This window comes from Streptomyces sp. NBC_00012 (assembly GCF_045040875.1).
In the GTDB taxonomy this organism is placed as follows: domain Bacteria; phylum Actinomycetota; class Actinomycetes; order Streptomycetales; family Streptomycetaceae; genus Streptomyces.
Map to the genome: position 1 here is coordinate 7,686,693 of NZ_CP108309.1, position 19,058 is coordinate 7,705,750.

The window sequence follows — 19,058 nt, forward strand, 5'->3', positions numbered from 1 at the left end:
CGGTCCGTCTGACCGGGCACGACACGCCCCTTCGCCGCCCAGTGAGCGGCCAGCGCCGTGAAGATCGGCTCACCAGTGGCCCGCGGCATCATTCCGCGGCGGCCAGTGACTGGGGCGGAGGGTGTCGTCGTCGTGGTCACGGGAGTTCCAACGCGCGAATCCGTGTGGCGTCACCCGTGGGCGGTTCTGCGCTTGTGGAGTGCGGTCCGAGCCTCGGTGATGCCGAGGAGAAGGCCGCAAATCCCTGGGCGCGATGTGTTGGCTCCGCTCGTGTGCCGGCTCCTTACGCCACATACGACAAGTCAGGCCCATCGCGTGGCAGGTACAGACGCGTGAGCTGGGCCATGGCTCGCTTGCACCGGCAGACCGAGGAGATCTGCCACGCCACGCGGCACTTGCCAAGTGAGGGGCTCGCGCAGGCGAGGACAGCGCCGGATCACCCTGCACCTCGCCTGTCGGTCGTCGCCCTGACCGCGCTTGGCCCAGTCTCTACGCCTGGCCCGGCCTACTACCTCGCCCACGCACCCGTCGGCATCGAGATCGACGAACTCGCCCGGATCACCGGCAGTCGGTGGGCGGTCGAGGAATGCTTCCAGGCCGCAAAGAACGAGTGGCCTGGACGAGTACGAGGTTCGCCGCTATCCGGGCTGGTACCGGCACATCACCCTGGCCATGCTCGCCCACGCCTTCCTCACCGCCCTGGCCGCCCAAGCCGCCCATCGGGAAACTGCAGAAACGAACCGACCAGCCTCGTCTCCCGCACCGTGGCGGAAATCCGACGGCTCCTGGACACTCTCCTGCCCCGCCCCAGACTCGAACTCAACCAGCGTCAGCATGCCCTGAGATGCAGGAGCCAGACCGTCGCGAAGATGTAGAGGAAGAACTGCAGGTATTCCGACTGCCAGTTCTCCGTCACATCGACGGGGAAGTCCGAAGTCATCAGATAGGCGCCGAACCCGATGCGCGCGCAACTGTCGGTTGCGAGTTGCTCGTTGAACTCCGCGTGCCCGGCAACGGCCTGCCCTGCGAGGGCGAGCACGAAGGCGGTGCCGAAGCCCAGGCTCAGCCCGTTGTCACGCAGGAAACGACCCAGCCGGCTGCCTCCCTGACCTGCAATCCCATGTGGCCTCACCGGTGCATCAACCCGATCGCGATGAAATAGGCGAGTCCCGCCAGTACCGAGCCCAGCAGCAGCATGAATATGGCCCGCACACGTCTCACCCGCCCTTGATCAAGCATTGATAGGGGTGGCCGGTCCGGGGCCGGCACCCGGCGGCGACGATCTTCCAGCCGCCGGCGAACTGCGAGAGGAACAGTCCGAGGTAAGGACGACCCGCGCGTGCCGACCGTAGACATCGACCGTACGGGCGGGCCCCCTGGGGTGAGCTCTACCTCCGAAATTGCGTTGGCGCATGCCGACTTTCCGGACTCCGCCACTTCGTTGCGGCTCTCCGGCGCCAGAGCCGCACGTGGCTGCCGCATCACCGGTGCCGATGGCCCGCTCGAATTCCGTCGCGGCAGCGGACGCGTCCTAAGCGCGGGCTCGCCGGAACCGCCGCACGCGACGAGTCCCAGACCGAGAATGGGAACGACCAGCAGCCCCGCATACCGTGCGGCGGCGCCTGGCAAGTGCCGCCCCCGGTTCCGGTGCTCCGTCATGGGGTGCAGGGCGTCGGCGAGTGCATGCCTGTGTGCCCAGCTCCTACGACTGTCTCTTCTGCGCTAGCCATTGCTTCCTGGCCTGTTCCGGTCTGCAACCGGACACCCATGATGTCGGTTACCTGCCCAGCGTGGGCCACGGGTCGAATGCAAGTCGGCAGAACACACTCCGATGGCACGCAGTTCGCGATCGTGCTCATTCGGTCGCGGGAGGGTGATGCCAACGATGACCCATGACAAGCGCCAGAGGGCCGCTGCTGGGACAATGTATCCGTGCGGACTGTTGGTGTGGAGGAGGAACTGCTGCTCGTCGACACACAGAGCGGTGAGCCCCGGGCGCTTTCGACGGCCGTGCTGGCCGTCGCGGAACGCCGCTCGGAGGGAGACTCGGCTCTCGAGCCGGAGCTTCATCATCAGCAACTGGAATTCGCTACTGAACCGTGCAGTGAGATGCGTGAACTCGCGGACGAAATCCGCTGTCGGCGAGCCGAGGCCGCGGAGAGTGCCGCCCGGACCGGGGGAGCTGTGGTGGCCCTCGCGACGGCTCCCCTGCCGGTCAGCCCCTCGATCGGCGAGGGGGAGCGGTACAGCTGGCTGGCTGACAGGTTCGGCCAGACCACACAGGAACAGCTGACGTGTGGATGCCACGTACACGTTTCCGTGGCCTCTGACGAGGAGGGCGTCGCTGTGTTGGACCGGGTGCGAACCTGGTTGCCGGTCCTGCTGGCGCTGAGTGCCAACTCGCCGTTCTGGCAAGGCCGCGATACGAAGTACAGCAGTTATCGGAGCAGGGTCTGGGGACGCTGGCCCTCCGCAGGGCCGGTCGAGATCTTCGGTTCTGCAGAGCGCTACCACGAACAGGTCCAGGCACTCATCGACACGGGAGTCCTACGTGACGAAGGAATGATCTATTTCGACGCGCGGCTTTCGCACCGGTACCCCACGGTCGAGATCAGAGTGGCGGACGTGTGCCTGGACCCGGCCGACACCGTGCTGCTTGCCACGCTCGTCCGAGGTCTCGTCGAGACCGCGGCGCGCGAGTGGCGTGCCGGCGATCCGCCGGACCCGGCGGGAGTGGGTGTCCTGCGCATGGCTGCCTGGCAGGCCGGCCGATCTGGGCTGGAGGGGCAACTGCTCCACCCCCGCACCATGCGCCCCGAGCCCGCGGCGGATGTCGTCGGGGCCCTGCTCGCGCACGTTCGGAGTGCGCTGGAGGACAGTCACGACTTTGCCTCGGCCGAGAAGGCGCTCATGGACGTACTGGAGCGGGGGACCGGGGCGCAGACCCAACGGGAACTGCTCGCTCGCACCGGAAGTCTTCGTGACGCAGTGGCCGAGTGCGTGTCCAGGACACGTGGTTGACCGTTGAGGAGTCCGCCCCGCGCCCTCATCGGGTGGCCTGCATGTTTGCCGAGAATCAGCAGCTGGGGGGAGAGGCTGAGACAAGGGAAATCAGGTTGTGGCCCCGCGGGGCGGCCGAGCACGGAACCGAGTACCGCGAGTTCCGGGCAGGCGGCGGTCAGGTCCGCCCGGACCGGGACCGCAGGAGCACCGTCTCGTCACCGGCAGACTGCGCGGAGTCGCGAGCATCAGAGCGATCCGCAGCAGGCCCACCATGACGATCCGCGCTCGCTCAGGACGCGCTGCGCTTCCGCGCTGCTTCGTAGCAGTGCGCCCGTCCGTCTCGCCATTCGATCCAGTGGGGGTCGTCGACGAGTTCCCAGGCGTCGTCGAGCCCGGCACGCCTCAGGAATTCGACGAGGTCGCTGTCATTACGGGCGAGCCCGACGACCTTTCCCTTGATGGCGACTCTCCGTCCGCCGGAACGCGAGAGGCCGTGGACGACTATCGGGGCCTTCATCTCTCCAGAGTGCGACGAGGTGCTGCTCATAGCACCCCGAGTTCCGTGTCCGCTGTGCTGAGCAGTGTGGCGGGGAACGAGCGAAGCCGGCGGCAGGCTCTGCAGGGACCAAGATCCGGCCGTCGGCGGCCTCCTCAAAGCGCTACTGCCGACTGATCGACCGAGTAGCAGCAGCCATGGAGAGGAGGGCGGGCACTGCAGTCCGATCCAGCGGCCGGGCCGGGAGGGTCAGGCGTGATCCACCAGCTGGGACCGGGACAAGCCCTTCTCACGCGCACAGTGTGCGCAGCAGAAGAACTGTCCGTCGGCTTGCATACCGTGGCCGAGGATGCGGCACAGGCAATTGACACAAGTCGGGGCGATCTTCTGGGCTGCGCATTCGATGCTGTCGAAGACGTGGACCACCCCTTCTGCGGTACGTACCTCGAACGCCATCTCGTAGTCGTTGTGGCAGACCTCGCACACGGCCATGGAGGAGCACCCCTTGCTGCCGGAATCGATGAGCGTGGCACCTGCAGGCCCGTGAAGGCGCGGCGCCCCCTGGACACTAGCGAAAGAGCGCACCGATCCTCCGTCACCGCGTGCCATTGCTCCCCGACCTGCTGGCGAAATCACTCCCCTGGCCACCTCAGGACGGTCGCGCTCCCTCGAAATGCCCGCGACACATTGCGCCGAGCGATCTGCGACCTGGCTTCTTCCACGTCGGCAACGAGGCGACAAGGTCAGCGAGTACCTCGGTAACACGCCCGCGGTATGCCGGGCCTCGTGCATCGACCCGCGGGTCATCGAACTCTTCGCGGAGGGCCGTACGGTTGCCGCCGCCCGCAGCCGGCTCGGCGACGGCGCAGTCCTCGGCGGGCCGGCCACTCAGGGAGCCGTTGAGAAGGACCTCACTGGGGCGTCACGGGAATTGAAGGGAGAGGTGGTTAAGCGGAAGGCGAGCGGTGTCCCCTGGGATCATGTCGACGAGGTTCGCAACGCCCAGGGTGGCCTACTCAATCAAATCGCAGCCATCAACAGGAAGCTGGCCCATCCGGGGACGAGTGCCGCCATGCGAGACCTTCTCGTCGCCTACCTGGGGCGGGCCAGCAGAATGCTGGACTTCTCCGAGCAGTTCGTCCCCAGAATCAAGTGAGTGGAGCGCGATAGTGGCGCACGATGCATATGCGCAGCAGCTGATCGCACGGGCGAAGGACGGCACCATCCCGCCGCAGGAGGTGAAGCAGATCGCCCAAGCCGTCACCGAGTGCCGGGCCGGCCGGGAGCTCTACCAGCGGCTGTACGCGGTGGCCCGTGCGGGCGGCCCGGCATACGAGCCGCTGATCGCCACGTATCTGATCTACCCCGAGGATTCCGAGGTCTCGGCGCTCGCCGTGCAGGTGCTCACGGCGCACTGGAGAGTGGGAGCGAAGTACCGGAAGCAGATCCTCGAGTTGCTGGGATCCCCCGAGTGGGACCTGGATGACGACGTGTTCATGGCCGCGGTCTCGGGGGCTGGGTGGATCCTGCACGACGGGTTCGACGCCGAACTCCTCCGCGTCCTGCTGAAGCTCGCCGAGGAAGGCCGCGGTGAGTACAACGACGATATTGTGCAGGGTTTCGCGGTGGAGGCGATCGCCCGCGCGCTGGGCGCCAGCCACGCCGAGTTGACCAGACTGCCCGAGGGAGTCACGCGTGCGGAGTGGTCGCAGGGCTTGCTGAGGGCCGCACGTGACCGACTGCACGAGGCGGCGCGTCAGCCCTGAACCCGCTGACAGCCGAGCAGGCCCCGGCAGGACGACGTCCCGCCGGGGCCTGCTGAGCCTCGAAGACCTGCCGCAGCAGGCGATGCGCATACATGATCCCCGGCTCGGGCGGCAAGATCGTCACCCGACCATCCCACGGTGCAGACCCCTGCCCTATTTGCGCGGGTCGGGCACGACAACGGCAGGGCAGAGGTCTGCACTATGGTGGGCGGCCGTCCCTGCTCACCTAGCGGTGGTTTGTTAGACCGGGGAGTAGAGATCAAGTGGGTGGCCTGCGCCGACGGCGTTGATCAGGGCGGCGCTTTTCGCCGGGGCGTGTGGGGTGACCGTGTCGGGAGCCGGCAGCTGCGAGGTGGCGGTGGGGTGTCCAGGCCTCCCGGTGCCTGCTCAGAACAGTTCTAGGTCCTCACCGCTGGTGTCCGCGATGACTGGCCGGAACTGGGTAGGGAGGCCGTCCAGGCGGTCAGGAACGGCCGCGGCGGCCACGGCGGGGGCCGTCTCGGCCAACCAGGCGCGAAACCGCTCGGCGGCTTCGCGGTAGGGGACTCGCGCCAGGACACGGTGCTCGCCGGAGGGGCAGAAGTCGACGGTGACACTGAGCAGGCAGGAACGGGGCGCGTTCTGACTGCCCGTCCAGGACACGCGCAGGACACCGCAGGGCTTGCGCCCGCGGGGTGCGCGGTGGGTAGGGCGCAGCGATCGGCAGGCTATGTGGGCGGTCCATGCGGCGAGGTGCGGCAGGGGCAGGGTGGTGCGTGTGCGGCAGCCGGGGCAGCGGTGCCAGTGGCGGAGCCAGTCGTCGGTGTCGGTGTGGAAGAGGCGTGTGTAGCGGCTCGCCACGCGGATGTCGTTGCTGTACAGGTGGTCGGGGCGTTCCTGTGTGTTGCAGGACTGGCAGACGGGGGCGCGGACGTAGCCGTGTTCGTGGCAGTGGTCGAGCACGGTGGCGGGCGCAGTGCGGCAGACGGCGCACGCCCACCCAGCCACCCTGCGGGAGGTACCGGGCTTCCTGCTGAGCACCGAGTACAGCTGGCCTTCCAGCTCTTTGTTGTACGGGCGCAGTGAGGCGGTGGGGCTCTCGGGGCTCGTCGTCTGCTGACCGTCGGCGTCTCGGGCCTGCCGGGGGTGGGAGGGCGGCTCGGTGACGGCTGCGCTTGCCTGGCGGGTCTGCGCGGCTTGCACCCACTGCGTTTCGGCGTGCTCGGCCGCGTCCAGCAGCCTGACCACAGCGCGCGGCAGCCACCACGTGCGCCGCGTCCCGTCGCGGGTCTGCTCCACGAGCATCTGTCGCCAGTCGATCCCCGCCAGATGGTGCGGCCGGTCGGCTTCACGTCGTGCTGCCCGCTCGAGGCCGCCCAGCTCCTGCAGTTCCCCCGTGATGCGCTGGCGCCAACGCAGCGGCGTTTCCTCGTTGCACTCCTGCCTTGGCGCCCCACGAAACGGACCGATGCGGACCAGGTCCTGCCGATCCATCCCGACCGCGTTCAGTTCCGCGGCCGCCCGGCGCACCCCAACCTCCGGAACACTCCACTGACCGTTGCCCGCCCTCACCCTCGCCACCACATTGCCGCCGAGCAGGACATACCTCACCTGGGCACGCGCAGGAGAGCAGGTGAATGCCCCAGAAGCCGTCGGCACAGCACTGTCGGCCGTCAAATCGACCCACAGAGCGTCCGCGGCAACCAGGGTGATCAGGCCGTCCGTGCGACCGGGCATGACACGCTCTGACATACCGACAGACTAACGGCCTGCAACGCGGCAACGGATCCCAAGCGCCTCGGTCAGCCGGGCCGCCGTCCGCAGCTCCATATTCCTGAGCGTCTGGTTCATCAGCACCCCCCGTGCCCGCAGCGTTACCACCAGAACGTCAAGAACCGGGCAAGTCGCCCTCGCGCATCAGCGGTCCCCGAGCCCGGACGAATTGAGCAACAGAGTCCCACGGCGAGCCGAAGCGGCAGGTCGGCGTCATCGGCAGATCCTCGAAGGACACTGCAGGAGACCCGCAGGACCACCACCAACACCGAGACCGCTCGGACGAGTTACAGCAATGCCCCCAACTCCCCGTCAGACATGTAGTCTATGAGAAGTTGCAGTTCAGAGCCGGTGTCCGAGCTCCTGCGGTCGGTAATATCGAATACAAGCGGGGCATCGATTCCGGTGTCATCAACCAGGGCCTGTTCTATCTCTCGTGGCTGATGGACCACCGGGCCGAGTTTGAGCGCCTGGTGCGTGACCGGCTCGGGGCTCCGGCCGCATCTCAGCTGCTGTGGAGCTGACCGCGCCTGATGTGCATCGCCGGTGACTTCACTCGCTAGACGTACACGCCGTGCGTGAGCACCGGAGGTCGATCGATCTGGTCCGCTACCGACTCTTCGGCAGCGACATGATCGGGCTTGAGACCGTGGCGTCCGTGAGCGGCGCCATGCAGGTAGTCCGTCGGGCGCGCCGGCAGGCCGTCGCGCGGGCGGCAGCCGACGTCCAGGTCACGTTGATGGTGGAGTTGGCCAATGCGGTCGACGAGGCGCTGCTCGGTCTCGGAGACGGGGTGAACCGGGTCGAGCGCAAGCAGTACACGGCCTTCCAGAGGTTGCGGAACTTCGCCTGCGTCTGTCCGCCGCAGCGAAGCAAGCTCCTGGTCGACCCGAAGCACGCCGACCTCCTCCCGGGGTTCACCCAGGATGTGTCTGGGCGCGGCCACCACGGAACGGGCGACCTGGAGGTCCAGCTCCGCACGTCGAAGGACGTGGAGCGAGCGCAGGATCTGTCTCGCGCGACCTACGCGGCGGCATGATCGCCTGACGGCTTCTTGGCCACGAGCGTCTCGCGTTTGGTCTGTGGTCGTCCGGGTGGTGCCTTTCGACGTACGGGCAATTCGTGGCGGTGGACCATCAATGATGGGCGCGATCGCCGGTTTGGCCAACCGGCGATCCGGCGCTATGTTGCCCAGCTTTGACGCGACCCCCGCTCGGCGCAACGGTCTGCCAATGAGAAGCGTCGTACCGGCGCGATAGAGCTGTGTTTTGCCGGGGTCGGTCGGCTCCCCATCGCCGCGCTATCCCGCTGCTTCAGTCATTCGGCCCCGCCAGGATCCTTTTATCGCCCGGCTCGTTCGCGGACGAGGCCGAGCCGGGGGGCCAACCGGAGTGTGTGGCGGCCGTTGGAGTAGATGTCTGGGGCGTCGTCGCCGGATACCGGGTGAGGAAGCAGAGAGTTACTTGCCGCTTCGCGGCAGCTTCGGGAGAACAGGGCACACGCGGCGACGGCGGCGGGCGCGGGCCCGCGCTGCTTGTGGGACCAGACCGAGGCTGTGCGCGCGGTATGTCGGTCTCGGTGAGCCGCCCGCCGACGCCTTCGGGCTGGCCGGGAGATCTCACGGCCAGGACGTCTGGCTGCACCGGCCCGATCGCGTCATGTGAGGCGTCGATCCCCGCTGAGACCCGCCAGGATTCAGGGCGACCAGGAAACTCTCCGTCTCACCTCGTCTCACACATCTCTCACAGACGAGAGCGCACGGGAGCACACGAGAGCCTCTGACCTGGACAATCGCTGTCGCCACGGACCACAGCGGACCAGGTGGACATTACATAGGCTAGGGAGCATGGCCTATGAGATTCCGGTGACGCAAGCCCGAGCTGAGCTCGCCGAACTGATCAACCGTGTCGTCTACGGCGGCGAGCGCGTGGTCGTGACGCGGCACGGCAAGCCGCTGGTGGCGCTCGTCTCGGCCGCTGACCTGGAGCGACTGGAGAAGGGCGAGGCGGCCGTCGAGGAGCAGGTGATCAGCTCGGTCTCCTCGCTCGGCTCCTCGGTGTCCGCTCCCGGCGAACGGCGGCGATTCGGTATCGCGGCGGAGCACCGGCAGCACGGCGAGCCGGGCAGCTGAGCTCCACCCGGCGGTCCGCGAAGCGGAAGAGCCGTGTACCCCCGTCCGGCGCGACGGGGGTACACGGCGTGTGCGGGCGGGTGTGAGGGCGAGCAGTGGGCCGCCCGCGTCGCCGCCGTCGAAGAACGCGACCGAGCGTGAACCCCGCGACCGTCCCGCCGACGGCCGGCACGGTGAGTCCCGGTGTCCCGGCCTCCGCCCACCGGTCGCCGGTGATCGCGCGCCGAGCCGGTCGGCGGTCAGTGCCGTAGCGCCGAGTCCGGCGGCTGCGGCCACGCCGATCAGGGGCAGCACGGCCCGGCCGCGGCGCAGCCGCAGCAGTGAGACCGCCGAGCCCGAAGGCACGCCGGCGACCGCGCAGGGCTTCCTCGCCCAGCCGGCGATCTTCGGCGGCGCCGAATCCGAGGCGCCGGCGAACGGGCTGCGTGGCCTGATGTCCATGGACCTGCCGAAGACCGGCCGGCGCACGGGAATTTACGCGCCGGAATCGACGTGCCGGAAATGTCGCGCCGGATTTAACGCGCCGGAAAAAATCCGGTCCTAACGTGCACCGTCTCGTGCGAGTCGGCGGTCCGCCGTCCATCGGCCGTGCCGGACACGGCCGATGCCTCGCCGTGCCCAGGGACGGTACTGGGCACCGGACCGTGAGGTGGAGCCATGCGACTGACCCCGCACGAACAGGAACGCCTGCTCATCCATGTCGCCGCCGATGTGGCTCGGCAGCGCCGGGCGCGCGGGCTGCGGCTCAACCACCCCGAGGCGATCGCGCTGATCACCGTGCATCTGCTGGAGGGGGCCCGCGACGGCCGTACGGTCTCCGAGCTGATGGCGTCGGGCCGTACGGTGCTCGGCCGCGACGGCGTCATGGACGGGGTGCCCGAGATGATCCACGACGTCCAGGTCGAGGCCACCTTCCCGGACGGCACCAAACTCGTCACCGTCCACGAGCCGATCGTCTGACCGGAGGCGCCACCGATGATTCCTGGAGAGATCCTGTACGCGGACGGGCCCGTGCCGTTCAACGAGGGGCGCCCCGTCACCCGCCTCACCGTGCTCAACGCCGCCGACCGGCCCGTCCAGGTCGGCTCGCACTACCACTTCGCCGAGGTCAACCCCGGCCTGGAGTTCGACCGTCCGGCCGCCCGCGGACTGCGGCTGAACATCCCCGCCGGGACCGCCGCGCGCTTCGAACCCGGCATCCCGGTCGACGTCGAACTCGTCCCGCTCGCCGGACGGCGCATCGTCCCCGGCCTGCGCGGCGAGACCGGAGGTGCCCTCGATGGCTGAACTCGACCGCGCCGTGCACGCCGACCTGTTCGGCCCCACGACCGGCGACCGCATCCGGCTGGCCGACACCGATCTGCTCGTCGAGATCGAGGAGGACCGCTCGGGCGGCCCCGGACTCGCCGGCGACGAGGCCGTGTTCGGCGGCGGCAAGGTATTGCGCGAATCGATGGGCCAGGCCCGCACCACCCGCGCCGAGGGAGCCCCGGACACCGTCATCACCGGGGCCGTGATCATCGACCACTGGGGCGTCGTCAAGGCGGACATCGGCATCCGCGACGGCCGCATCACCGGGATCGGCAAGGCCGGCAACCCCGACACCATGGACGGCGTCCACCCCGACCTGGTCATCGGCCCCGAGACCGAGATCATCGCGGGCAACGGGAAGTTCCTCACCGCCGGGGCCATCGACGCCCATGTCCACTTCATCTCGCCGACCCTGATCGACCAGGCACTCTCCTCCGGGATCACCACCCTGGTCGGCGGCGGCACCGGACCGGCCGAAGGCACCAGGGCCACCACCATCACCCCGGGGCCATGGCATCTCGCCCGGATGTTCGGGGCGCTGGACGCGTACCCCGTCAACATCGGTCTGCTCGGCAAGGGCAACACCATGTCGCGCGAGGCCATGCACTCCCAACTGCGGGCCGGTGCACTCGGATTCAAGATCCACGAGGACTGGGGTGCCACCCCCGCCGTCATCGACGCCTGCCTGAGTGTCTGCGAGGAGACCGGCGCCCAGCTCGCCATCCACACCGACACCCTCAACGAGGCAGGATTCGTCGCCGACACCCTCGCCGCCATCGCCGGTCGCACCGTCCACGCGTACCACACCGAAGGCGCCGGCGGCGGGCACGCACCGGACATCATCGGCGTCGTCTCGGAGCCCTGCGTCCTGCCCAGCTCAACCAATCCCACCCGGCCGCACACCGTCAACACCATCGAGGAACACCTCGACATGCTGATGGTCTGCCACCACCTCAACCCGGCCGTGCCGGAGGACCTGGCCTTCGCGGAGTCCCGGATACGGCCGTCCACCATCGCGGCCGAGGACATCCTGCACGACCTCGGGGCCATCTCGATCATCTCGTCCGACTCCCAGGCGATGGGCCGCATCGGCGAGGTCGTCCTGCGTACCTGGCAGACCGCCCATGTGATGAAGAAGCGCCGTGGAGCACTGCCCGGTGACGGACGGGCCGACAACCGGCGGGTGCGTCGCTATGTCGCCAAATACACCATCAACCCGGCGGTCGCCCAAGGGCTCGACCGGGAGATCGGCTCGGTGGAGCCGGGCAAGCTCGCCGACCTGGTGCTGTGGGAGCCGGCGTTCTTCGGCGTCAAGCCGCAGACCGTGATCAAGGGCGGCCAGATCGCGTACGCGCAGATGGGCGATGCCAACGCCTCGATCCCGACCCCGCAACCGGTGCTGCCCCGACCGATGTTCGGTGCGACGGGCCGCTCACCGGCGGACAACTCCCTCAACTTCGTGGCCGATGCGGCCATCGGGGACGGGCTGCCCGAACGCCTCGGCCTCGGCAAGCGCTTCGTGCCGATCGGCAGTACGCGCGGCGTCACCAAGGCGGACATGCGGGAGAACGACGCGACTCCGCAGGTCCGGGTCGATCCCGACAGCTTCGACGTGACGATCGACGGCGAACCGGTCGAGCCGGCACCGGCCGCCGAACTTCCCATGGCCCAGCGATATTTCCTCTTCTGATGCGGCGCACAGGACGATCGGGACGGGCCGTACGGTGAGCCGTGCCGCGCTGCTCGTCCTCGCCGACGGCCGGTTTCCCGCCGGTGGCCACGCCCACTCCGGCGGAGCCGAACAGGCCGTGCAGTCGGGACGGATCCGCGACGCCGAGGACCTCGCCGAATTCTGCCGGGGCCGCCTGCACACCACCGGCCTCACCGCCGCCGCACTGGCCGCGGCGGCCGCTCACGGCCACGATCCGCTCGCGCTCGACGAGGCCGCCGACGCCCGCACCCCGTCACCCGCCCTGCGGGCCGTCGCCCGCAGGCTCGGCCGTCAGCTGATGCGGGCGGCCCGCGCCACCTGGCCCGGCCCCGAACTCGCCGCGCTCGCCACGGCCCGGCCACGCGGCGCCCACCAGCCCGTCGTCCTCGGCCTCACCGCACGCTCGGCTGGGCTCGGGCCCGAGGACGCCGCGCACTGCGTGGCGTACGAAACCGTGGGCGGCCCGGCCACCGCCGTCGTCCGCCTGCTCTCCCTCGACCCCTTCGAGGCCACCGCCGTCCTCGCCCGACTCACACCCGAACTGGACCGGATCGCCGCACAGGCCGCCGCCGCGGCGCACGGAACCATCGACGCGCTGCCTGCCGCCTCGGCCCCGCTCCTCGACATCGCCGCCGAGGTGCACGCGGCCCGGCCGGTCCGTCTGTTCGCCTCATGACCCCGCAGGAACCAGGAGCCGCACCCATGCACCTCGACCACACCCAGCACGGCCCCGCCTCCGTGAGCGCCGATGCCACCCGTCCGGACGGCACCCGGCGCGCCCTGCGCATCGGACTCGGCGGACCGGTCGGCTCGGGCAAGACCGCGACGGTCGCCGCCCTCTGCCGGTCCCTGCGCGACCAGCTGTCCATCGCGGTGGTCACCAACGACATCTACACCCGCGAGGACGCCGCCTTCCTGCTGCGTCACGCCGTACTGCCGCCCGAGCGCATCCAGGCCGTGGAGACCGGCGCCTGCCCGCACACCGCGATCCGGGACGACATCTCCGCCAACCTCGAAGCCGTCGAAGACCTGGAGGACACCGTCGGACCGCTCGATCTGATCCTGGTCGAATCCGGTGGCGACAACCTCACCGCGACCTTCTCCAAGGGGCTCGTCGACGCGCAGATCTTCGTCATCGACGTGGCGGGCGGCGACGACATCCCGCGCAAGGGCGGCCCCGGCGTCACCACCTCCGACCTGCTCGTCATCAACAAGACCGACCTCGCCCCGCACGTCGGCTCCGATCTCGGCCGGATGGCCGACGACGCCGCCCAGCAGCGCGGACCGCTCCCCGTGGTCCTCACCTCGCTCACCTCCGAGGCGGGTGTCGGGCCCGTCGCCGACTGGGTGCGCGGGCAGCTCGCCGCGTGGACCGCGTGAGCATCCGGGCCACCGCCCGGATCACCGCCGCGCTCGACGGCCGGGGCGTCACCTCGCTGCCCGTGCTGGAGGGCGACGGACCGCTCGCCCTGCGCCGCACCCGCGACACGACCGCGGCCGGCGCCCGGGTCACCGTCGTCGGCGCCATGAGCGCACCGCTCGGCGGGGACCGGCTCACCATCGGGGCGCGGGCCGAAGAAGGCGCCCGGCTCGCCGTCGACTCCGCGGCGGCGACCGTTTCCCTCCCGGGAACGGGAGACGAACCGGCCACGTACGACGTCGAGTTGAGCGTGGGGGAGCGAGCCGAGCTGCGCTGGCTGCCCGGACAGCTCGTCTCGGCCCACGGCAGCGTCCTGCACATGACCACCCGAGTACGGCTCGCTCCCACCGCACGGCTGGTGCTGCGGGAGGAACAGATCCTCGGCCGCCACGCCGAGACCACCGGCACCCTCGTCAGCCGCCTCACCGTGCACCGCGCCGGGCGGCCGCTGATCGACCAGCAGACGGCGTACGGGCCCGGCGCCCCCGGTGGCTGGGACGGCGCCGCGGTCCTGGGCGGCCACCGGGCCTTCGGTCAACTCCTCTTCGTGGAGCCGGCGTTCGAGGAGAAGTGCCCCGATGCGCGACTGCTGGGGGACACCGCGGTCCTCACCCCGCTCGCCGGCCCGGCCGTACTGGTCACCGCCGTCGCCACCGATGCTCGCCTGTTGCGCGGAGTTCTGGACGACGCGCTGAACGATCTGCTCCACGCCCCCGCGGGGTGAGGCCGAGACCCCCGGTCACCCCCTCCGGTCGTACGACGCCAGCCAGGCGTCCTCGGCCGCGTAGTCGAAGAGCTTCTTCCCGTACGCCCGCAGCATGGCGGGGTATGCCTCCGTCCAGTCCCGGCCCGCCAGTCGCGCCGCGATCCATTCCACCGTCTCCGGAAGCGACTCCACATAGCCGGTGACCGGCCGGTACCCGAGCTCACGCTCGGCGGCCGTCATGTCGTACACGATGGGATGGGCACCGCTCCAGGGTGTCGAGCCGACACCGTCCTCCCCGGGCGGGCCCGCCATCAGCACGGTCCCGGTCGTGCGGCCGAGCACCGCGTCGACGGCCTCGCCGATCTCCGCGACCGTCGGCGCCTGCGGATCCCCGGCGTTCAGCACTCGCGAACCGGGCCGCAGGGCGGCGAGCCGGATCAGCTCGGCCAGGTTGGAAGCATGGACCGGGTGGAAGCGGGACTCCCCACCGAACGCGAGCACCCGCCGGTCGCGGCCGTCCAGGAGCCGCTTCACGAAATACAGCTCACGCGGCGAGCGGCAGTACTTCCCGTGGATCGCCCCGGCCCGCAGCAGCGTCACCGGCAGCGCGTCCCCGGCCGCCAGCAGATCCCGTTCCAGCTGTATCTTCCGCGTCCCGTACGTCGCCTCGCCGGCCGGCAGGGTGCGTTGCGACTCCGGGATCGGCAGCGGATACCGCGGGGCCCCGTCGGGCTCGCCCTGCGTGTCGAAGCTGCGGCCCCGGTCGTCCTCGTACACCGCACCGCTGGAGACGACCACCGCGGAGCCGATGCGGTCCGCGAGGCCGGTCAGCTGACGGGCGTGTCCCGCGTCGTACGCCACCATGTCGACCAGTACGTCGCAGCCGTCACCCAGCGCCGCCGCGAGAGCCCCGTCGGCGTCCCGGTCCAGTGCGGTTGTGCGCACCGCCGCGTCCCACCGCGGATCCCGGCCGCCGCCGAGCGAGGCGGCCGTCACCTCCCAGCCGTCCTCGACGAGCGACCGCACCGCCACTCGCCCGATCTGTCCCGTCGCTCCCAGCACCCATGCGTGTCCTTTGCTCATGAGAGCCACGCTAGGACCGGGCGGCCGCCCGGCCGGGCCACGTTCACCGAGCGCGGATCCGCCGTCAGCGTCGCAGTTTCGGGAACTTCTTCGACTGCCCCGCCTGTTCGGCCTGCGCGGCCTTCACCTTGACCGCGTACTCGTCCACGTACTCCTGACCCGAGAGTCCCAGGATCGCGTACATGATCTCGTCGGTGACGGCACGGACCGCGGCCTTCTGGTTCTCCAGGCCCGCGTAGCGGGAGAAGTCCAGCGGTTCGCCGAAGCGGATGGTGACGCGCTTGATGCGCGGGACGGTCTGTCCCGGAGGCTGGATCTCGAACGTGCCCACCATCGCGCACGGCACCACGGGCACCTGCGCCTTGATGGCCATGACGGCCACGCCCACCTTGCCCTTGTAGAGCCGGCCGTCGTGCGAGCGGGTGCCTTCCGGGTAGATCCCCAGGAGCTCGCCCCGGCTCAGCACCCCGAGCCCTTCCCGGATCGCCGCCTGTCCCGCCTCCTTGCCGGAACGGTCCACCGGGATCTGTCCGATGCCCCGGAAGAAGGCTGCGGTCAGCCGCCCCTTCACCCCCGGCCCGGTGAAGTACTCGGCCTTGGCGAGGAATGTGATGCGCCGTTTGAGGATCGCGGGCATCAGGAAGTGGTCCGAGAACGACAGATGGTTCCCGGCGACGATCGCCGCGCCGTCCTGGGGGATGTGCTCCAGGCCCTCGATCCTCGGGCGGAAGAACAATCGCAGGAGCGGCCCGATGATGACGTATTTGAGCACCTGGTAGAACACGGGGCGGCTCCTCATGCCTCTCGTCCGGATCATGCCTGGCTCGCCAGCGCACATCTCAAGGTGGGCAGCCTATGTGCAGCTGTCGTCCTCCGTAACCGTCTTCCTGACGTAGTCCTGGACCGCCGCGTCGAGTCCGATGTCGTGCTGGGCCTGCTCGGAGAGGTACCAGCGGTGTTCGAGGAGTTCGTGGTAGAGCTCGGCCGCGTCCATCCGGGCGGGCGCATGGCCGCGCGCCGCGCGCACGGTGGGCCGGAAGACCTCCCGGACCCAGCGGTGGGCCAGCACCTCGGTCCGGGCGCCGTGCCGGTCGCCGGGCGCGTAGTCGTCCTGGGTGGCCATCCAGCTCTCCAGGTCGGTCAGGAGCCGGCGTGCCTGGTTCTCCTCCGTGTCCATCCCGGTGAGCCGCAGGAGTTGACGCTGATGATGGCCGGCGTCCACGACCTTGGGCACGAACGTGACGGTGTCCCCTTGGTCCGAGTGCGATATCTGCATCTCGGCGACATCGAAGCCCAGGTCGTTGAGGCGGCGGATGCGGCGCTCCATGTGGTGGTGCTTGCCCGCCGGGTAGACGGAGGTACGCGTCAGCTCCGTCCACAGCGCCTGGTAGCGCTCCTCGATCTCCAGGCCGAACGCGATCGGGTCGATGGACGGGTGCAGTGCGCCCGCCGCCTCCAGATCGAGCATCTCGCCGCTGATGTTGACCCGGGCGAGTTCGATGTCGTACCCGCGCTGCCCGTCGCTGAGCCGGGGGTGCAGCTCACCGGTCTCGGCGTCCACGAGGTAGGCGGCGAACGCGCCCGCGTCCCGCCGGAACAGGGTGTTGGACAGCGAGCAGTCCCCCCAGGCGAAACCCGTCAGATGGAGCCGAACGAGCAGGACGGCGAGGGCGTCCATGAGGCGGTGCACCGTGCCGGGGCGCATGGTCGTCTCGAACATCGACCGGTAGGGCAGTGAACCGCCCAGGTGGCGGGTGATCAGGACGGGTTCCAGGGGCGAGCCGTCGGCCTCGGTCCGGCCGGTCACCACGGCCAGCGGGTCGACGGCGGGTATCCCGAGCCGGTCGAGCGTACGCAGGAGTTCGTACTCGCGCAGCGCCGGCCGCTCGGCGAGTTCCTTCACGGCCACGGTCTCCTGGCCCGCTCGCGCATAGCGCACGACGTGCCGGGAGATACCGCGGGGGAGCGGCACGAGGTACTCGTCGGGCCACTGCTCCAGAGGGATGTGCCAGGGCAGTTCGAGCAGCAGGGCAGGGTGCTCGGGGTTGGTGGCGCTGATCTGCAGAGTCATGCGGTCACGGTCCCAGGGTCGCGCGTCGGGTCGGCGGATGGCTTCCGCTCAACGCCGAGGGGACCCCGCAGCAGCCGTGCGGGTCAAGACCCGGTGCCCCGGCCCGCACCACCGCCCGCGCCGCCCCGGTCGGGGTCCCGCCGACCGGGGGTCAGTCCTTCAGATGCTCCAGGATCCGGTGCATCCCGCTGTTCCAGTTCTCCTTGAGCGCCGCGACGGCCGCGTCCAGGTCACCGCGCTGGAGGCACTCGGCGATCCGCTCGTGCTCCTCCGCGGAACGTTCCAGGATGTCCTGGTCGCCCAGGGCCACCCGCTCGTAGCGGTGCATCGTCACCTTCAGGGAGGTGATCAGCGTCATCAGGCGGTCGTTGGTGCAGCCGGACAGCAACAGGTCGTGCCACGCGTCGTCGTAGCGCTCTATGACGTCGTGCGGCGCCTGCGGGGCCGAGAACGCGCGCGCCTCCTCCAGGAGGCGGGGGGCCGTCGCCGCCAGGTGCTCGGGATCGCTGGACTCCAGCGCGAGCGCCTCCAGCGTCGCGACGATCGCGGACAGATCGCGGAACTCCTGCGCGCTGAGCGGCGTGAAGCGGAAGCCCTTGCCGCGCTCGCTGGTGATGACGCCCTCACGCTCCAGCGTGATCAGGGCCTCGCGCAGCGGAGTACGGCTGACGCCGAGCTCGGTGGCGAGCTGCCCCTCGTTGATCGGCGAGTTGGTCGCGATCGTGCCGCGCCCGAGGCGCTTGATCAGTTCCTCCTTGACCTGTTCGCGCAACGGGCGGTTTTCGATTGGCATGTGAGGCTGCCCTCCCCTTCGGTCCGGTCGATTATCCGCTACCGGCGGGTCACGCGGTACCGGCGCCGTCGACGGGGATGACCGCCCCGCTCAGGAACGCCGAGGCGTCGGAGGCGAGGAACGCCATGGTCTGCGCGATGTCGCGGGGCTGCCCGATGCGCCCGAGCGGCCGGTCGGCGGCGTCGGCGTAGAACGCTTCGGAGCTCTCGCCGAGCTGGCGGGCCTCCTCGGCGAGCATCCCGGTCGCCGTGTCACCGGGGCAGACGCAGTTGACGCGGATGTTGTCGGGGCCGTGGTCGATGGCCATGGCGCGGGTCATGTTGACGACGGCACCCTTCGACGCGCAGTACGAGACGGCCCGGCCGCCGCCCCGGATGCCCCATCCGGAGCCGGTGTTGACGATGGAGCCGCCGCCCCGGGCCGCCATCCCCGGGATCACCAGGCGGCTCATCAGCATCACCGAGCGGATGTTCACGGCCATCACGAGATCCCAGTCGTCCTCGGTGATCTCGCAGACCGTGGAGCGGCGGATGATGCCGGCGTTGTTGAAGAGGACGTCCACGCCGCCGAACCGCTCCTGCGCCGTGTGCACGACGGCCTCGCAGTCCTCGCGCCGCGACACGTCGCAGCGTACGAAGGTTCCTCCGGCGTCCTTCGCGGTGTGCTCGCCGCCCTCCGTGTCGATGTCGGCGATCACCACGCGGGCGCCGAGCTCGGCGAGGACCTGGGCGGTGGCGCGGCCGATGCCGGCTCCACCGCCGGTGACGATCGCGCGCTTGCCGTCGAGGGAGATCATCCTGGGCTCCTTCTGTCCT

At 69.7% G+C, this 19,058-nt stretch carries 18 protein-coding genes and 4 pseudogenes; 13 read left to right on the forward strand and 9 right to left on the reverse strand.

The features are described 5' to 3' along the window. Positions 1–536 precede the first annotated feature (536 nt). Positions 537–843 (forward strand): annotated as a pseudogene (locus OHA19_RS34905) (IS701 family transposase); the annotation flags it as partial. On the opposite strand, the gene OHA19_RS34910 reads toward OHA19_RS34905, so the two are convergent. Beyond that, entirely contained in the window at positions 830–1,132 is a 303-nt protein-coding gene (locus OHA19_RS34910) for a DUF6766 family protein (protein WP_405709937.1), read from the reverse strand. The pseudogene OHA19_RS34905 and the gene OHA19_RS34910 overlap by 14 nt on opposite strands. 800 nt (positions 1,133–1,932) lie before the next feature. On the opposite strand from OHA19_RS34910, the gene OHA19_RS34915 reads away from it, so the two are divergent. Further along, entirely contained in the window at positions 1,933–3,021 is a 1,089-nt protein-coding gene (locus OHA19_RS34915) for a glutamate--cysteine ligase (protein WP_405709934.1), read from the forward strand. A gap of 271 nt (positions 3,022–3,292) precedes the next feature. Here OHA19_RS34915 and OHA19_RS34920 read toward each other — a convergent pair whose 3' ends face one another. Then, on the reverse strand, positions 3,293–3,520 hold the full coding sequence (locus tag OHA19_RS34920) for a hypothetical protein (protein ID WP_405709931.1): 228 nt from the start codon (positions 3,518–3,520) through the stop codon (positions 3,293–3,295). A gap of 228 nt (positions 3,521–3,748) precedes the next feature. Continuing rightward, positions 3,749–3,991, reverse strand: a complete 243-nt coding sequence (locus tag OHA19_RS34925) for a hypothetical protein (protein ID WP_405709928.1) — start codon at positions 3,989–3,991, stop codon at positions 3,749–3,751. Positions 3,992–4,238: 247 nt separating this feature from the next. Between OHA19_RS34925 and OHA19_RS34930 the strand changes: the two are divergent. The 3 genes and pseudogenes from OHA19_RS34930 to OHA19_RS34940 form a co-directional block, all read left to right on the forward strand. Next, a pseudogene (locus tag OHA19_RS34930) lies at positions 4,239–4,406 on the forward strand (DNA topoisomerase IB); the annotation flags it as partial. Between the two features lie 6 nt (positions 4,407–4,412). Continuing rightward, positions 4,413–4,655 (forward strand): annotated as a pseudogene (locus OHA19_RS34935) (polymorphic toxin type 28 domain-containing protein); the annotation flags it as partial. Positions 4,656–4,668: 13 nt separating this feature from the next. Next, positions 4,669–5,265 (forward strand): hypothetical protein, encoded by a 597-nt coding sequence (locus OHA19_RS34940; protein ID WP_405709926.1) that lies wholly within the window; start codon positions 4,669–4,671, stop codon positions 5,263–5,265. Between the two features lie 387 nt (positions 5,266–5,652). On the opposite strand, the gene OHA19_RS34945 is transcribed toward OHA19_RS34940, so the two are convergent. Further along, positions 5,653–6,996: an endonuclease domain-containing protein gene (locus tag OHA19_RS34945; protein ID WP_405709923.1), complete on the reverse strand. Its 1,344-nt coding sequence runs from the start codon at positions 6,994–6,996 to the stop codon at positions 5,653–5,655. 356 nt (positions 6,997–7,352) lie between these two features. Between OHA19_RS34945 and OHA19_RS34950 the strand changes: the two are divergent. The 8 genes and pseudogenes from OHA19_RS34950 to OHA19_RS34985 all read left to right on the forward strand — a co-directional run bounded on the left by OHA19_RS34950 (position 7,353) and on the right by OHA19_RS34985 (position 14,314). After that, positions 7,353–8,056, forward strand: a pseudogene (locus tag OHA19_RS34950) (DUF5655 domain-containing protein). An 807-nt stretch (positions 8,057–8,863) separates the two neighbouring features. After that, positions 8,864–9,148: a type II toxin-antitoxin system Phd/YefM family antitoxin gene (locus OHA19_RS34955; RefSeq protein ID WP_405709920.1), complete on the forward strand. Its 285-nt coding sequence runs from the start codon at positions 8,864–8,866 to the stop codon at positions 9,146–9,148. 657 nt (positions 9,149–9,805) lie between these two features. Next, positions 9,806–10,108, forward strand: coding sequence for an urease subunit gamma (locus OHA19_RS34960; RefSeq protein WP_405709917.1), 303 nt, complete (start codon positions 9,806–9,808; stop codon positions 10,106–10,108). A 15-nt stretch (positions 10,109–10,123) separates the two neighbouring features. Continuing rightward, the gene (locus OHA19_RS34965; RefSeq protein WP_405709915.1) at positions 10,124–10,435 is read left to right on the forward strand and encodes an urease subunit beta; all 312 of its coding nucleotides are present in this window, start codon (positions 10,124–10,126) and stop codon (positions 10,433–10,435) included. Next, complete coding sequence (locus OHA19_RS34970; RefSeq protein ID WP_405709912.1) at positions 10,428–12,149, forward strand: urease subunit alpha; 1,722 nt, start codon at positions 10,428–10,430, stop codon at positions 12,147–12,149. The genes OHA19_RS34965 and OHA19_RS34970 overlap by 8 nt, the downstream gene beginning before the upstream one ends. Positions 12,150–12,183: 34 nt before the next feature. Further along, positions 12,184–12,846 (forward strand): urease accessory protein UreF, encoded by a 663-nt coding sequence (locus OHA19_RS34975; protein WP_405709909.1) that lies wholly within the window; start codon positions 12,184–12,186, stop codon positions 12,844–12,846. A 26-nt stretch (positions 12,847–12,872) separates the two neighbouring features. Then, positions 12,873–13,550, forward strand: coding sequence for an urease accessory protein UreG (ureG, locus tag OHA19_RS34980; RefSeq protein WP_405709906.1), 678 nt, complete (start codon positions 12,873–12,875; stop codon positions 13,548–13,550). Next, on the forward strand, positions 13,547–14,314 hold the full coding sequence (locus OHA19_RS34985) for an urease accessory protein UreD (protein WP_405753353.1): 768 nt from the start codon (positions 13,547–13,549) through the stop codon (positions 14,312–14,314). Before ureG ends, OHA19_RS34985 begins: the two co-directional genes overlap by 4 nt. Positions 14,315–14,329: 15 nt before the next feature. Here OHA19_RS34985 and OHA19_RS34990 read toward each other — a convergent pair whose 3' ends face one another. From OHA19_RS34990 to OHA19_RS35010, 5 genes are all read right to left on the reverse strand, one after another. Continuing rightward, positions 14,330–15,379, reverse strand: coding sequence for an NAD-dependent epimerase/dehydratase family protein (locus tag OHA19_RS34990; protein ID WP_405709903.1), 1,050 nt, complete (start codon positions 15,377–15,379; stop codon positions 14,330–14,332). Between the two features lie 64 nt (positions 15,380–15,443). After that, positions 15,444–16,163 carry a lysophospholipid acyltransferase family protein gene (locus OHA19_RS34995; protein WP_405709900.1) on the reverse strand — a complete coding sequence of 240 codons (720 nt, stop codon included), beginning with the start codon at positions 16,161–16,163 and terminating at the stop codon, positions 15,444–15,446. A gap of 69 nt (positions 16,164–16,232) precedes the next feature. After that, positions 16,233–17,450, reverse strand: a complete 1,218-nt coding sequence (locus OHA19_RS35000; RefSeq protein ID WP_405709898.1) for a DUF4032 domain-containing protein — start codon at positions 17,448–17,450, stop codon at positions 16,233–16,235. Positions 17,451–17,601: 151 nt separating this feature from the next. Further along, entirely contained in the window at positions 17,602–18,243 is a 642-nt protein-coding gene (locus tag OHA19_RS35005) for a GntR family transcriptional regulator (RefSeq protein WP_405709895.1), read from the reverse strand. 49 nt (positions 18,244–18,292) lie between these two features. Then, positions 18,293–19,039, reverse strand: a complete 747-nt coding sequence (locus tag OHA19_RS35010) for an SDR family NAD(P)-dependent oxidoreductase (RefSeq protein WP_405709892.1) — start codon at positions 19,037–19,039, stop codon at positions 18,293–18,295. Between the last annotated feature and the right edge of the window lie 19 nt (positions 19,040–19,058).

Excerpts from the sequence above, each read along its gene's own strand:
- OHA19_RS34970 (WP_405709912.1), top strand. The coding sequence starts at position 10,428 with ATGGCTGAACTCGACCGCGCCGTGCACGCCGACCTGTTCGGCCCCACG.
- OHA19_RS34990 (WP_405709903.1), bottom strand. The coding sequence starts at position 15,379 with ATGAGCAAAGGACACGCATGGGTGCTGGGAGCGACGGGACAGATCGGG.
- ureG (WP_405709906.1), top strand. The coding sequence starts at position 12,873 with ATGCACCTCGACCACACCCAGCACGGCCCCGCCTCCGTGAGCGCCGAT.
- OHA19_RS34960 (WP_405709917.1), top strand. The coding sequence starts at position 9,806 with ATGCGACTGACCCCGCACGAACAGGAACGCCTGCTCATCCATGTCGCC.
- OHA19_RS35005 (WP_405709895.1), bottom strand. The coding sequence starts at position 18,243 with ATGCCAATCGAAAACCGCCCGTTGCGCGAACAGGTCAAGGAGGAACTG.
- OHA19_RS34945 (WP_405709923.1), bottom strand. The coding sequence starts at position 6,996 with ATGTCAGAGCGTGTCATGCCCGGTCGCACGGACGGCCTGATCACCCTG.
- OHA19_RS35000 (WP_405709898.1), bottom strand. The coding sequence starts at position 17,450 with ATGACTCTGCAGATCAGCGCCACCAACCCCGAGCACCCTGCCCTGCTG.
- OHA19_RS34955 (WP_405709920.1), top strand. The coding sequence starts at position 8,864 with ATGGCCTATGAGATTCCGGTGACGCAAGCCCGAGCTGAGCTCGCCGAA.
- OHA19_RS35010 (WP_405709892.1), bottom strand. The coding sequence starts at position 19,039 with ATGATCTCCCTCGACGGCAAGCGCGCGATCGTCACCGGCGGTGGAGCC.
- OHA19_RS34965 (WP_405709915.1), top strand. The coding sequence starts at position 10,124 with ATGATTCCTGGAGAGATCCTGTACGCGGACGGGCCCGTGCCGTTCAAC.
- OHA19_RS34920 (WP_405709931.1), bottom strand. The coding sequence starts at position 3,520 with ATGAAGGCCCCGATAGTCGTCCACGGCCTCTCGCGTTCCGGCGGACGG.
- OHA19_RS34925 (WP_405709928.1), bottom strand. The coding sequence starts at position 3,991 with ATGGCCGTGTGCGAGGTCTGCCACAACGACTACGAGATGGCGTTCGAG.